The following is a 14,514-nucleotide window of genomic DNA, read 5'->3' as shown; positions in this document are numbered from 1 at the left end:
GACCATCCCGATTTCTGTGTTGACATCGGGACAGCCTCATTCAAGAAACCATTAATCTTTATTGATTCTTCTCAATCGCACGCTGGTAAATCTCAAGGTAATTGCTGAGTCCCAGACCATCAAAACCTTTTACGTACGCGTCCCATTCCTTATCGATGCTCTTGCTGCCGATAATGAATTGAGCCATATTGGTCATCACGTAATCCTTAACGGCCGTCGTGAGCTGCGCAGCGGTTTCTGTATCTTCAGGACGGATAAATACGTTCGCAGGATAGACTTCTTTTGGCGCATAAGGTTCATATACATTGGTTGCTTGCGCCAGACGTGTACCGTAACCCTCCGCTTCCAGTGGATTCTGACCTTCTGCAAACAGATTGCGGAACGTATTGGACAAGTCATGTGCTCCGATCTGTGACCAACTCTCGTTGACTACAACATTTGGGTCACGCTCAGGCAGGTTATAGTAGCTGTATTTGGCAGGCTCACCATTGATGTTTTTCTCATCGGCATCCGCCTTCTTCCAGCCCTTTCCTTCTGTCGGACCGTACTCTGCATACAGGGCACCTTCTTCACTGAACATGTAATCTACAATTTTGATCGCTGCGATCTGTTGTGCTTCGGTCGCTTTATTGGTGATGGCGAACTCGAACTCACCTACGCTTTGCGTAGCGCCTGTCGTCTGCACACCATCCGGCCCTTTCAGTGGAGGCACGATGTCCCAGTGCTGGTGGCGGGTGATATCTTTGTCATACGTGTTCACAAGGTAGCTGACCAGCGCTGTCGTTATAGAGCCGACCACCTCATCCCCTTCCTTGTTACCCAACTGCCCGATTGCCTGATCGTTCTGTGTGAAGGAAGCCGGATCAATCAGGCCTTCTGAATACAGCTTATGCATGTATTCCAGCCCTTTTTTCCGCTCTTCCTTGTTCGCTGCAAAGTCAACCTTTCCATCATTCACAATCAAATATTTATCGTTGTCATTATAGATAAAGCTGTTCATCAAATAGGCATCGATGTTGCCATTCCATACGTACTTGTTGGGTGCACCGGTGAGTGGAATCTCATCGGCTTTGCCATTGCCATTCGGGTCTTGTTCCTTGAATGCCTTCAGAACCGTGTAAAGTTCATCGGTCGTGGTAGGCATTTTGAGACCCAGATTGTCCAGCCACTCGGTGTTAATCCAGTATTTCTGAGCGTACGTACAGTGGTAACATTCATTGAAAATCGGCAGAGCGTAGATGTTGCCATCCGGCGCAGTTACCGCTTCTTTGAAGTACGGCTTCTCCTCCATCATCTTGGTCAGATTCGGACCGTACTGCTTGATCAGATCCTGCAGCGGGAGGAACACGCCCTGTTTTCCGTACGTTTGAAGGTCTGAGGTCGTGAACTTGCCATGGAGGAACACTTCAGGATAATCGCCACTCGCCAGCAGCAACTGTCTGCGGTCTTGCAGAGCGTCCGTCGGGGCCAGATCCCATTTCAGGGTAACATCGAACTTGTCTTCGATAAATTTGGTGAACTCATTTTCTTCCATGGACGCTTTACCTTGTGGGGCAAAGAAGGTCATCGTTACCGGGCCACCGCTCTCCCCGCTACCGTCGCTCCCTGTACCCGCATCCTCGGATGAACCACATGCGGACAACAAAGCCATCGAAGCAAAGACCAGAAACAACATCGAAATCCAAGATTTTTTCAATCTGACTCCTCCTTTTTGTTGAAAACGGCATAACATTCTGATTACGTACTCGTGTTAAACCTTATCCCGGAAGCCGGAGTGTTCCCCCACCTCCTTTCAAGTGGCGTAACGGAAGCAGATGACAAAGATCATCCTTTGAGCGAGCCAACCATAACCCCTTTAACAAAATGCTTCTGCACAAACGGGTACATGATGAGAATAGGAATGCTGGCAACTACGATCAGTGCGTATTTCAGGACCTGTTCGAACCCCTGATCTCTTAGCTGCTGGCTCGTATTGGCCAACATTGCTGGGTCTGCCGCGTTAAGAATTAGCAGATTGCGCAGCACATATTGGAGCGGGAACAACTTCTCGGAACGAAGATAAATCAGGGCATCAAAGTACGCATTCCAGTGGCCCACCGCATACATCAGGGTCATGACCGCCAGAATCGGTTTTGATAACGGAAGAACTACGCTGATCAAATACCGGATGTCCCGGCATCCGTCCATTTCCGCCGCCTCCCCCAGCTCTTCCGGGATGGAAGACTGGAAGAAGGTTCTCGCTACGATAACCTGGAACACTGCGAGCGCCCCTGGCAGCCACATCGCCCAGCGTGTATCCAGCAGATGAAGGTCTTTCATCAAGAGATACGTTGGAATCAGACCGCCATCAAAGAACATCGTGATCATCATGAAAATAATAATGGCACCTCGTCCGTAAAACGACTTGCGCGATAGCGGATAGGCGAGCATGACCGTTAGCGCCACATTGATAAATGTGCCTACAACGGTATAGATGATCGTGTTGTAGAAACCGAGCATGAGCTGTTGGCTTTTGAAAATAGAGATGTAGGCCTTAATGTTAAAGTCTACCGGGTACAGCCACACCTGACCGGATGTAACGGCACGCGAGGAGCTGAATGAAGAACTGATGATATACAAGAGCGGGTAAAACACCGTTAGAAGTATAGCGAACAGAAAGATATAGTTGAATGTCATGAAGATACGGTCACCGAGCGGGTCCTTGATCCGGTTACGATTCATCAGGTTGAACATGGATGAGCTCCTCCTTTACCACAAGCTGTTCTGGGATACTTTGCGGGAAATGCCGTTGACGATAACCAGCAGGATCAGGTTGATCACGGAGTTGAACAATCCTACCGCCGAGGAGAAGCTGAAGTTGGCCCCAATCAGACCGACCTTGTACACATACGTCGAGATGACTTCTGAAGCGCTCGTGTTAAGCGGATTCTGCATTAGATATATTTTTTCAAAGCCCACGCCCATAATGCTGCCCAAGCTAAGAATCAGCATGATGACGGTGACTGGTACGAGCGTTGGAAGGTCGATATGCCAGATTTTACGAAGCCTTGAAGCGCCGTCCATCTTCGCTGCCTCATAGAGGGATGGATCAACGCCAGCGAGAGCCGCGATATAAATGATCGATGAATAGCCCATGCCCTGCCATACACCCGACCACACATAGATGGATTTGAAGTATTCGGGAATGCCCATAAAGTTGGTCATCGGGAAACCCAGGAAGGTAAATAGCTTGTCTACAACACCCACATGCGGTGACAGCATCAGAATGATAATGGATACCATGACGACTGTGGAGATAAAATGCGGAGCGTACGTGACCATCTGGACGGTCTTTTTAAAGTATCCTGTTCGGATCTCATTCAGCGCAAGCGCCAGCAGGATCGGAATGGGAAATCCGGCGAGTAACGAGTAGAAACTGATCCCAATCGTATTTTTGATCAGCAGCCAGAAGTTCGGGGATTCGAAAAAGGCTTCAAAGTGTTTCAGTCCAACCCAAGGGCTGCCCCAGATTCCTTTAACGACACTGAAGTCTTTGAAGGCAATCTGTACACCAACCATTGGAATGTACTTGAAGATCAACAGATACAATACGGGAGGAAGCACCAGTAGATACAGCTCCCAATGCTTCTTGAGGCTTCTGATAAATGGATGCTGTCGCTTGGGTTCTGCGTAATTTCTTCCTTGCTGGAGCTCCACCGGTGCAGGTATGCTTTCCGTAGCTCGACTCATTCGCGTCACTCCTTCTACACCTTAAGTGTAATAATACATTACATTTACATCCCTTAAACATCCTTTTCTTTGACTCATTTTTCTGTATTAGCGTCATCCGTGTGAGTAATAATGTCAGGTAACGCTTTCTTAAATCGATAGTACCTTGAGCAGTGTTCTTTTATCAATTTGCAATTTTCTCCCACCTCTCCTTATTCCCAAAACCCTTGCTGGACAAGGGGAAATCGTCCTTTAGCACAGGTATATCGCAAAAATCATCAACCCAAAAAATCCCGAAGGACTGTAGAAGCCCCTCGGGATTTGAAATGTAGGTTTATTGGTTTGTGAACAATCTGAACGTCAGCGTGATAGGTGCTACTTCCGTAACTGCCGCTTGTGGCAACTCTACAACAAGTCCATCTTCCGTCCGTTGGAATGACAGCACATCGTCTGTGCCGACGAGTTCAATTCGCTCCACCTTTTCCACATATGGAATGACTACCTGTGATTGTACTGCTTCGTTCTCGTTTCTATACAAACGGAAGGCATACGATACGTTGAGATCTTCCTTACGTGTAAAGGCCCAATCTCCTGTGAAGTATGGTCCGCAAATTCGCGTGCCATAGATGCCCTCACCGTGAGTACCGATCCATTCTCCGAGGGCTTTAATACTTCGTACTGCCCCCTTTGGAAGACGCCCGTCCGGTTGTGGTCCAACATTCAGCGCTAGGTTACCACCCTTGGATACTACCTCAAGCAGTATATGTGCCAGCTGTCTTGCTGACTTGTACTGATCATCATATCCAAACGCAAAGGAATTGCCCACCGTGATACAGCTCTCCCAAGGAATATTCATTGGATGCTCAGGGATGGTCTGTTCCGGAGTTACGATATTCTCATACGGTCCGCCTACTGTGCGATCTGCTGCGAGGAGCCACGGCTGAGTTGTCTGACGTGCCCGCTCCACCACTTCGCCCAATCGGATATCCTGACCGTGACGGCCTTCACGTACCCAGCCTGCATCCAGCCATAGACATTCGATTCGTCCATAGTTGGTCAGCAGCTCCATAATTTGCTCATGCGTGAACTCCACGAATTTCTCCCACAGCCATGGATACGCTTTCGGATCATAGGATGGTCCACGCCACATATGGCTTCCCCGCTCCATGCCAGGTGTCCAGTAATATGGCGTATGCCAGTCCGCTTTGGAGAAGTAAGCCGAGATCCCGAGCCCCTTGGCACGAAAAGCGTCAAAAAGCGCCCGACAAATATCCGCATACTTATGGGTATGAAAAGGAGTATCTTTGCCCGTGATGCGATAATCGGTGGTATGTGTATCCCACATGCAGAAACCATCATGATGTTTGGTGGTGAACAGGAAATATTTGAACCCATTATCAGCGGCCATCTGTGCCCACTCTTCAGGCTGAAAGCGAATCGGATTGAAGGTTTTGTTGAGATCAAAGTATTCTTGCTTGAAATGCTCCATGTCGTCAGTCCAGTCGATATCATCGCGTGACCAATCGCCATCCTCGTCACTTAGCGCCCAGGACTCCACGAGTCCAAGCTGAGAATAGGGCCCCCAATGCATCATCAGCCCCAGCTTCTGATCCTTGAACCACTCCAGGCGTTCATTCAGCAATGGATCTTCAGGCTTCACCCATTCCTCTTCTTTGCTAAAGTTGTGCACCCCGGCTTCGACCACCTGCTCTTCCTGTTCCAGCACCGTATCTTTGGTTTCGCTCATCCCGTTCATCTCCTTTGGATTGGATGTCATACGCTGAATAAATAGCATTACACTGGACCACTGCGCGGTCACAACAATCTTCCGATCGCTGTTATCCCCAGATTTTTTTGATTCCCTTTCCTAAGGGGAAAATCCGGGGATAAAGGCGAGCGCTTCGCTTCTTCAGATTCGTTCTGCCCTCTCCGTTATTGTGTAAATGTTTCGTTCAACTAAGAAAGACATATTTAGCCCAGTCATTTCGATAGCAGTGCATTCTTCAGATTGGTTCTAAGTCCGTTTTGGCGAAATGTTTGGTTCAACAAGTATAGACTTGTTAGACCTCACTACTTCGAGCGGTGTTGCCATTTTCGGATCGAAACAGCATATCTACAGTGAAATCTCGCGTCCTTCTCGTGCGGACTCGTAGATGGCACAGAGGATTTTCATGATTTCAACGCCATCCTCAACGGGGCTTAGCGTCTCTTTGCGCCCTTGGGCACTGTCGATAAAATGATTGACTTCATTACGGAAAGAACCTGCGAAATCAAGGGATTTGAAATCCACCTGTGGCGTCATGTTCAAAATGGTATCGAATTTCTCACCGATCAGTGAAATTTCCGGTTCCAGTTCAGCGCCACCTTTATCGCCATAGAGTCTGACCGAAGTTTCATCCTGCTTCGCGTGCAGTGTGAAGCTTACATCCACCAGCAGGCTTGCCCCGTTCTCGAAACGAATCAGTGCGTTGGCCATATCCTCCACGGTGTTTTTGTTCGCATCATAATCCGCAGCCTGGTAGAACGATAGATTACGGATATTGGCACGGTTACCTAATCGATTGGAGACATTCGCAGACACGGTTTTCACTTTCGGTTTGCCCATCAGATACCAGGAGATATCAATAATATGAACGCCAATATCGATCAACGGACCGCCGCCAGAACGGTCCACATCTGCAAACCATCCGCCCGGATTGCCCAAACGCCGCAGACAGGATGCCTTGGCATAATAGATCTCTCCAAGCTCGCCTTCATCAATGAACTTCTTCAGAATCTGCGCATTGTCGCTATAGCGGCGTACAAAGCCAACCTGAAGCAGCTTTCCACTGCGGTGAACAGCCTTCTCTACCTCTAACGCATCTTCTACCGTCTGACAGAGCGGCTTCTCGCAAAGTACGTTTTTCCCCGCATCCAGAGCTGCAATGCTGATCTCGGCATGTGTATCATTCCAGGTACATATGCTGACCGAATGGATTTCAGGTAGTGCCAGGAGCTCCTTATAATCCGTGAATACATGAGTAGCGTTATATTTTTTCGCCGCTTCCTGGGCACGTGCCTCGTTCAGGTCGCATATGGCGTATATTTCAACTTCAGGATTACTGTCATACGCTTGTAAATGAAAATCGGAAATTGATCCTGCACCGATAACGGCAATTTTAAGTTTGGACATGGATTTTCCCCTCCATAATAAGTTGAATGATGGTCATATCAGTTGATTCAAAACATATGATAATCGGCTTAACGTAACTACGGTGAATGTTTGGACTTTCGGCCGCTGTTGTCTACAAATTTCTTGTATCAACCGCTCTCAGCAGTTGAAATCCGCAGACAAAGGCGGGCGCTACCGCTCCTACAGTTCCAAACTCCCCCCCTGTTACTTCAGCCTTACATATAAAAATTGATTCCACTTATATAGTGGGACAGTAGCAGTTTATGCTTCCTCCCAGAAGCGGCGGACGTTATCCATCGCGATTCGGGATGCTGTTTTGCAATTTTCCATACCTTCAAACTCTACAGAGATATATCCGTCGTAACCGGACTGCTTCAACACACGGAATACTTCCGGCATGTCGATATCCCCATGGCCCACAATCGCTCCGCGCAGGTAATTGCCGTGTGCGGTCTGGAACCAGCCCTCTCCGGGATTGCGATAGGAAGGTCTCCGATAGAAATCTTTGGCGTGCACCATGGATGCATAAGGAATGTTGTTTTTCACAGCGCTAACCGGGTCTTCATCCACACACAGGAAATTGCCGATATCCAACGTTGTCCTGAAGTTTTCACGTGCCGTCTCATGCACCAACCGCCGGACACGCTCACTGGACTGCACATAGTAACCATGATTCTCCACACTTGTGGTAATGCCGTGACTCGCAGCGTAATCAGCAATTCGCTGACAGGCCTTCACCAGAACAGGCAGATCGGCCTCAAACTGGGCGACAGTACCTTCCTGTGCAGGACGAAACGCAACATCATGGCGCATTCTCGTAACGCCAAGTGCGGCAGCGACATCTACATGCTTCATAACAGTAGCAATCTCATTTCCAAGTGCATCCGGGCCTTCTCCTGTAACGAAGTTAGCACCTATTGCGTAATTGGAAATATCAATTCCCACGTCTTGCGCAGCCTCTCGAATCTGGTCAATTAATTCCGGCTGGTCGATCAGGCTGTACCCGATCGGAACAATCTCCACATGTTCTCCGCCCTGCTCGGCGATGTAACGGATGGCGTCGGGTACAGTCAGTTCCTTGGCATCCAGTGCCTGTTGCAGACTGTATGTGCTGAGTCCTACTTTCATATCCTCTCATCCTCTCCTGCTGGTGTGTGGCTCTACCTTACATATACCTTTTTCCATAAGATCATACAATTACCAATAATCGTTTGCTACTCTATTTTCCATGGGATGAATCCAAAATCGGCTTATCTACAAATGTTACGGCTCAATCGCCAGCTTCATGCACCTCTTGTTTGCTCAGATATACACCCAGCCAGGACAACGTTGGATACCATCTGGATTCATGAATGGTCAGACGAATGGTTCTGGCGGTAAAAGGTTCGAAACTACAGATTCGTTTGTGACCAACAATCGTACCGCGATACAGCTCCTGCCAATCACCACTCTCTTCCTTTGCCTCCAGCGTAAAGCGTTCAATTCGCTGACCTAAACGGATATGCTCCATGAGAACGACTCGGTCGAACCGCGTTTCCTCCGGCAGTTCTACCTCCAGCCAAGCCAGTTCAGTTCCTTCAGATGGGCACCAAAAAGTATCCGATTCCTCACGCAATACCTGGGTAGCGGCATGTTCTTGACCCATGGTATCCGATGCGCGAATGCTCGCCCCAACAGCCAAACTTTGCCGATAAGTACTGCGCAAAAAGTCTCCGAGTTGCTGCAGCCGCTCAACATCCTGTTCGTGAATAAGGCCGCTTCGATCTGGTGGAAGGTTTAGTAGAAAATTAGCGTTGCCCCCAACCGCTCCATCATAGATGCTAAGCAGTTCCTCCAGCGATTTGACTTGATCGTCCTCGCTCGCATGATAGAACCAACCCGGACGGATGGATGTGTTCACTTCTGCGGGATACCAGATGAGCTTGCCCTCGTGCTGCCGGATCACTTCCCGACTCCCCAAATCGGCATCCTGTGTATTAATTCTGCTGGCAAACTCACCATCATCCACCCGCTGCGATTGCTCCTGGATCTTCTCATTATCTTGCAAGTAGGCAGGTACGACGCTCCATTCCGAAGTCCGGGTGTGACCTGCCTCATTGCCGCACCAGCGAACATCCGGTCCACATACCGAGATTACAGCCTCTGGCTGCAACTCACGGATCAGTGCATAATAGGAATCCCAATCGTAGATCTGCCTTTTCCCATTTGGCCCCTCTCCGCATGCTCCGTCGAACCATACGCAGAAAAGTTCACCATATTGGGTTAACAGCTCACGCAACTGATTATTGAAAAATTCGTTGTATCGCTCTGAATCTCCGTAGGATGCTTCATGACGGTCCCAAGGAGACAGATAGATACCGAACTTCAACCCGCCTTCACGGCAGGCATCGGCAACCTCTTTCACCAGATCACCCGCACCATCTCGCCAAGGGCTGGCGGCTACCGAATGATTCGTGTACTGGCTTGGCCATAAACAAAACCCGTCATGATGCTTGCATGTGAGGATTAATCCGGTCATACCGGCAGATTTGCACGCCTGAACCCATTGCCGGGCACTCAGATGAGAAGGGTTAAAGATATCGGGATCTTCATTCCCGGTTCCCCACTCCTGATCTGTAAACGTATTCATGGTAAAATGAATAAATGCATAGAACCCCATCTCCTGCCATTTCAGCTGACGTTCTGATGGCACGACCTGTGCTGCTGCCTTCACCCAATCGGTTGTATTTACTGGATTCCTCTCCTCTCATGCTGGTTCTCTGTCCGCTTTCCGTCAAATGCCATAAAGGACCGACAGAGCACAGCATCTCCAGCGGTCCTTAATTATGTTCATCTGTCGTTGAAAGTCAGCTTTCTGATTGCAATTCGATCCCTGTTCCACGAAGACTTCACCAATCTCAGCGGAACGATCCACGAACCCTCCTGCTTTCCCCACATCCTGCTCAACACATCCATTGCCTTTTCATGCTTGCCTACAAACCATGCCGCCATAACCTTCATGAATGGGTCTCCTTTCGGAAAATGATGGGTTAGCCATTGGAGTAATCACATTTGTTATTTTCGTTATCATAAAAATGTTATTGTTTTTATTCATAAACAGTCTAAGACGTTATGAATGAAACGTCAATACACAAAAAAGACACCCCTAAGGGTGCCTCTCTCTTGATCGATATCGAATATTATAAGTTCACTTTCGCTTTGCCTTTGTCATTCGATTAAACATGATCAGTGCAGCAATCAACATGGCAACAATTGCGATATTACTTGCTGCATCATGCGACATGCCGAACAGAACGCCCAGATTCGTAACCAGGCCTCTGACAATCAGCGCAACCGCAATCAGCAGAATGGGGCTCCAAAAATTATACCTTCTCATCCTTCGCAACACTCCTGACCAGATTGTTCAGAAATTCCGGATCTCATAACACAATCATAACAGTCGTCATGTTCAGTTACAACAGATCAGACGATCCTGCGTTACACTTGTTTGAATTCGATCCAGTCGATCTGCAGACCTGGTTTGGTGAAGTCCAGCTTCAATTCGTACAAACCTGCTTCCAAATCCACTTTAACAAGTTTTTGTCTGATCCATTTACCTTCAGTACCATTGGTTTGAATGGTCGTCATCAATTGATCATTGAGAATGACATTACATGCACTTTGAGCCAATTCCGGCTCAGGAGACATGATCTGTACAATAATCCGGTATTGACCTGCTTCATCCACTTTCATGTAAACAGGTTCGCCCACAACCGGTTTGACCTGTGCATTATCAGCCAGCGCTTGTGCCTGCTCTGAGGAAAGTGAAGCATTCGCTTGGAATGAAGCGACATTCTCTACAATCTCATGTTTTCTGGAGAAGACAGGTGCATTCATGATGAACTCACAAATATTCATAGCCGAGCGCTGAAGCTCGCCACGTGTCAACGTCCCATTTTCCAGAGATTCGATCGTGTTATCATCCCAGCCGTTGATTTCTGCGCCATAGTTAGGTACAACCATGTACAAATCGTTTTGAGCGCGAACCATCCAGTTGGTGTTTTTCCGATCTGCTGGTCCACCTTCAACGCCATCGTTCATAATAGCCCACCAGTCGGTCATCACGATACCTTGGAAGCCCCACTCCCCACGAAGAATGGTCGTGTTCAGATCATAGTTCGAAGCCGCCCAATGTCCATTAATCGGATTGTATGAAGTCATGATCGAGTTCGCACCGCCTTCTTTCACGGCAATCTCGAACCCTTTCAGATAGATCTCACGCAATGCACGTTCAGATACAACGGCATCCACTTTACTGCGATGTTTCTCCTGATTATTGCAGGCGAAATGCTTCAGCGTAGCATTAGAGCCACCCTTCATGATTCCTCTTGTGCAAGCAGCAGCAAATACACCGGAAATCAGCGGATCTTCTGAGAAATACTCAAAGTTACGTCCGTTCATCGGACTACGACGAATATTCAATCCAGGCCCGAGCAGTGCATCCACCTGATTTCTCAGCAATTCCTGGCCTTCCATCACATACAGCTCTTCAACGAGTTCTGCATTCCATGTTGCGGCCAGCAAAGTTCCAATGGAAACTTGTGTAGCCTTCTCCCCGCTATCCATACGAATACCGGATGGGCCATCCGCAGTACATGCAACAGGGATTCCGTAATTGAACAGACTGTCACTCACGCCGCCAAATGCGGAAGCTGTACCCGATGTAACGAGTGGGCTGCTCATACCTTCGCCTCTTACGATTGCTGCCAGATCCTGATCACTTAATTGGGCGATAAACGCTTCCAGGCTAACCTTGCCAGCCTTCACATCTCTCAGCTTGTAGCCCTGATTGCCGGTTTGCTCCAGCGTTTGTGGCAAGCTTTGTTCAATTCGTTCAGCCATGGATACTTGACGTGTAGGTACATCTGCAAAGATCAACTCGTAAGAACCATCATCTTTGCGCGCTCCCGGCTTCATTCTCGTAAAGCCTTCAGTCGGTGCCATTGCCTCCTGGAGCTGTTCCACGAGTTGAATCGTTTCTACGACGTAGCCATCTTGGCCATCAATGCTGACATGCTCCACATTTTTGACACTGGTTCCCACGTACAAACGATATGTTCCTGCCTCAAGTACATACGCCGATGCATGTCCTGTTACGCCAGCATCATCATAGGAAGCCATGGAATCTACAGGGAAGCTCACAGTCAGACGCTGAGACTCACCCGGCTGAAGCAGATTCGTTTTGCCGAATGCCACCAAAGCTTTTGCAGGTTTCCCCAATTGACCTTGTGGGGCTTCATAATAGATCTGCACTACTTCTTTACCGGCATAGGTCGTGCCCGTATTGGTTACGGTTACATTCACCTTAATGCTATTTTCTCCGTCTTGAGAGATCAATTTTGCGTCTTCAGCCTTGGTTGTGAATGTGGTATAGGACAAGCCGTATCCAAATTCAAATTGTACTTTTTCAGGTCGAAACGTTTCGAAATAACGATAGCCTACGTAGATATCTTCTTGATAAAGGTTCTTAAACTCATTCCCGTAATTGCTTGTGGAAGGATAATCTTCAATGGAATATGCAATCGTATCAGTCAATTTACCACTTGGTGTAACGTCTCCGGCCAGTACATCGGCGATCGCATTACCACCCTCCATACCGCCATGCCACGAGTAAATGACACTTTGGATCGGATGAACGTAACTTTCATCATTCAACCAGCTCATGTCCATGATGTTCGAAACATTCAGCACGACGATCGTTTGTTCAAAATGATTCGTGACCTGCTTCAGCATCGCTTTTTCATCTTCCGTCAACCGGTAGCTGCCTGGTGCATCCACATTATCCTGATCTTCGCCTGCTGTTCGTCCAATCACCACAATTGCTTTGCTGGATTTACTTCTGGCTTGGGATACCACTTCGTCCGTTAAAGGCATTTCCTTCTGATTCCAAGGCTCTGCCGCCCATACTTTTCCACCGTCATCAAACGGGTTTTCTTCAATCCATTTTTCATAGACAGCTGCCAATTCTTCATTAACTGTAAGTCCTATTTTGCTACGCAGACCATCCAGCAAATTGGTTGTATACGCCACATGAACGCTGCCGCCTGAGCCTGTACCACTGCGATAATAGTTGACTTGAATCCGTCCAAACACTGAAACGTTTTCGTCTTTTTGGATTGGAAGCGCTTGTCCTTCATTCTTCAAAAGCACTGCGCCTTCAGCGGCAACCGTGCGGCTAAACTCTGCAAACCCTTCCAATGGAACTCCGATTTGATGTGTGCTCAATGATTTCCCTCCTGATTGTCATCTCCATCTCCACGAATCACTATGTATATTCGTTAATCTGGTAGATTCACTTGTATCTAGTCTCATATTAACAGATTCTATAGTAGAAAATAAATCAGGTTAAACGTTTTTTCTCACAGTGGACATGATTTTGTAATTATCCAACTAAAAAAGCCACGAACGTTATTCGTCCGTGACTTTTAATCTTGTGTGACCTATGCATTAGGTCGTTAATTTGGCGTAGACAAGGAAGAACACCATGTTCTCTCCCACGATTGCATAATTAGGCACCCGATAGATCAGATCCACAACGATAAACGCAGCCATTATCCCCAGCATAAACACCAAGTGACGTGGACGCAGCCGCAGATGAGCATGCCTGTATCGGTGGAACACCAGCGAGGTGGACAGAAAATACAGCAGAACTGAACCAAATACAAAGGCCAACATGAAACCATAATTAAGTTCATCCAGGTATAACAGCTGAATGGAGGCGGCAATCATGCTCATGGATATATAGATGAACAAATGGCCGTAGATGATTGCTTGCCCGGCGGTCTGGATCTCTTTGCTGACCTTTTTCTCAACATTATCAAAATACTGCCACCATATCGCAATCACAAATATGGATGTAAATGCCGCGAACAGAACAGATCGTACATCCCAGTGATCCATTTGCAGCACGGCAATGATACTGACAACCGACTCACCGAGCAGGATAAGCGTAAACAGAGCGAAACGTTCCAATAAATGATGGGTGTGTATCGGCACCTTCACCAGATTTTTGCGCCCAATGAGCGGGAGAATGATATCCACGGCAATTCCCACGTACAAAATCGCATATCGCAGCCACGAATCAAAGAACAGGGAACCTGTTGAGATCAAGATGCCGATGATGAAGCATACACCCAGATAACGGGCGGCTTTTTGTTGATGTTCGCTTTTGGAATTGTGAATCATAAAATATTGAATGGCTGTCAATGCCCTCGAACCGATATAACCCGCAAAGAAGGGAAGATAGTATTGATCAAAATCAACCGAGAGACTCGCCGTCATCACCAGAACAGACAGGAGTTGAAGGATGAGGAATACTCGATGAATGAAGATATCCTGACCATAACGGTTAATAAATAGGGTCTGACCGACCCATGCCCACCAGACAGGAATAAAAATTAAAACAAATTTCATCAAATATTCAAACGAAATCACGCCGTGTTCGGCATGCAGCAGGACATGTCCCGCTTTGGAGACCGCTGCTACAAAAAGCAAATCATAGAACAGCTCCAGCCAGGTAACCTTTTTCTCCATCATCCTTCAATGCTCCTTTTGGTTAAACTCTTATCAAAAAGATTGCTTGTTCTTGCCTCTTT

The 14,514-nt window shown here is 47.7% G+C and carries 11 protein-coding genes; all 11 read right to left on the bottom strand.

What is annotated here, in order from left to right; translation table 11 throughout:
* Positions 1-58 precede the first annotated feature (58 nt).
* On the bottom strand, positions 59-1,696 hold the full coding sequence (locus tag HP548_RS03475) for a type 2 periplasmic-binding domain-containing protein (RefSeq protein ID WP_175380899.1): 1,638 nt from the start codon (positions 1,694-1,696) through the stop codon (positions 59-61).
* A gap of 128 nt (positions 1,697-1,824) precedes the next feature.
* Positions 1,825-2,733 (bottom strand): carbohydrate ABC transporter permease, encoded by a 909-nt coding sequence (locus HP548_RS03470; RefSeq protein WP_246317897.1) that lies wholly within the window; start codon positions 2,731-2,733, stop codon positions 1,825-1,827.
* Between the two features lie 15 nt (positions 2,734-2,748).
* Positions 2,749-3,729 carry an ABC transporter permease gene (locus tag HP548_RS03465; RefSeq protein WP_024629462.1) on the bottom strand — a complete coding sequence of 327 codons (981 nt, stop codon included), beginning with the start codon at positions 3,727-3,729 and terminating at the stop codon, positions 2,749-2,751.
* Positions 3,730-4,042: 313 nt separating this feature from the next.
* Positions 4,043-5,455 (bottom strand): alpha-L-fucosidase, encoded by a 1,413-nt coding sequence (locus tag HP548_RS03460; protein WP_099859157.1) that lies wholly within the window; start codon positions 5,453-5,455, stop codon positions 4,043-4,045.
* Positions 5,456-5,821: 366 nt separating this feature from the next.
* Positions 5,822-6,880: a Gfo/Idh/MocA family protein gene (locus HP548_RS03455; RefSeq protein WP_099859158.1), complete on the bottom strand. Its 1,059-nt coding sequence runs from the start codon at positions 6,878-6,880 to the stop codon at positions 5,822-5,824.
* A 261-nt stretch (positions 6,881-7,141) separates the two neighbouring features.
* Positions 7,142-8,008 (bottom strand): sugar phosphate isomerase/epimerase family protein, encoded by an 867-nt coding sequence (locus HP548_RS03450; RefSeq protein WP_099859159.1) that lies wholly within the window; start codon positions 8,006-8,008, stop codon positions 7,142-7,144.
* Positions 8,009-8,150: 142 nt separating this feature from the next.
* Entirely contained in the window at positions 8,151-9,539 is a 1,389-nt protein-coding gene (locus HP548_RS03445; protein WP_099859185.1) for an alpha-L-fucosidase, read from the bottom strand.
* 170 nt (positions 9,540-9,709) lie between these two features.
* Entirely contained in the window at positions 9,710-9,880 is a 171-nt protein-coding gene (locus HP548_RS03440; protein WP_175380898.1) for a hypothetical protein, read from the bottom strand.
* Positions 9,881-10,067: 187 nt separating this feature from the next.
* The gene (locus tag HP548_RS03435; protein WP_024629467.1) at positions 10,068-10,256 is read right to left on the bottom strand and encodes a hypothetical protein; all 189 of its coding nucleotides are present in this window, start codon (positions 10,254-10,256) and stop codon (positions 10,068-10,070) included.
* Between the two features lie 101 nt (positions 10,257-10,357).
* Positions 10,358-13,144: a glycoside hydrolase family 3 C-terminal domain-containing protein gene (locus tag HP548_RS03430; RefSeq protein WP_175380897.1), complete on the bottom strand. Its 2,787-nt coding sequence runs from the start codon at positions 13,142-13,144 to the stop codon at positions 10,358-10,360.
* Between the two features lie 222 nt (positions 13,145-13,366).
* The gene (locus HP548_RS03425; protein ID WP_175380896.1) at positions 13,367-14,455 is read right to left on the bottom strand and encodes a low temperature requirement protein A; all 1,089 of its coding nucleotides are present in this window, start codon (positions 14,453-14,455) and stop codon (positions 13,367-13,369) included.
* Positions 14,456-14,514 lie beyond the last annotated feature (59 nt).

Source organism: Paenibacillus taichungensis, from assembly GCF_013359905.1.
In the GTDB taxonomy this organism is placed as follows: Bacteria; Bacillota; Bacilli; order Paenibacillales; family Paenibacillaceae; genus Paenibacillus; species Paenibacillus taichungensis.
Note: the sequence above shows the minus strand (reverse complement) of the source record. Positions and strands in the feature narration are given on the sequence as shown.

Coding starts and splice junctions, on each gene's coding strand:
- HP548_RS03470 (WP_246317897.1), bottom strand. CDS start 2,733: ATGTTCAACCTGATGAATCGTAACCGGATCAAGGACCCGCTCGGTGAC.
- HP548_RS03465 (WP_024629462.1), bottom strand. CDS start 3,729: ATGAGTCGAGCTACGGAAAGCATACCTGCACCGGTGGAGCTCCAGCAA.
- HP548_RS03460 (WP_099859157.1), bottom strand. CDS start 5,455: ATGAGCGAAACCAAAGATACGGTGCTGGAACAGGAAGAGCAGGTGGTC.
- HP548_RS03455 (WP_099859158.1), bottom strand. CDS start 6,880: ATGTCCAAACTTAAAATTGCCGTTATCGGTGCAGGATCAATTTCCGAT.
- HP548_RS03450 (WP_099859159.1), bottom strand. CDS start 8,008: ATGAAAGTAGGACTCAGCACATACAGTCTGCAACAGGCACTGGATGCC.
- HP548_RS03445 (WP_099859185.1), bottom strand. CDS start 9,539: ATGGGGTTCTATGCATTTATTCATTTTACCATGAATACGTTTACAGAT.
- HP548_RS03440 (WP_175380898.1), bottom strand. CDS start 9,880: ATGAAGGTTATGGCGGCATGGTTTGTAGGCAAGCATGAAAAGGCAATG.
- HP548_RS03435 (WP_024629467.1), bottom strand. CDS start 10,256: ATGAGAAGGTATAATTTTTGGAGCCCCATTCTGCTGATTGCGGTTGCG.
- HP548_RS03425 (WP_175380896.1), bottom strand. CDS start 14,455: ATGATGGAGAAAAAGGTTACCTGGCTGGAGCTGTTCTATGATTTGCTT.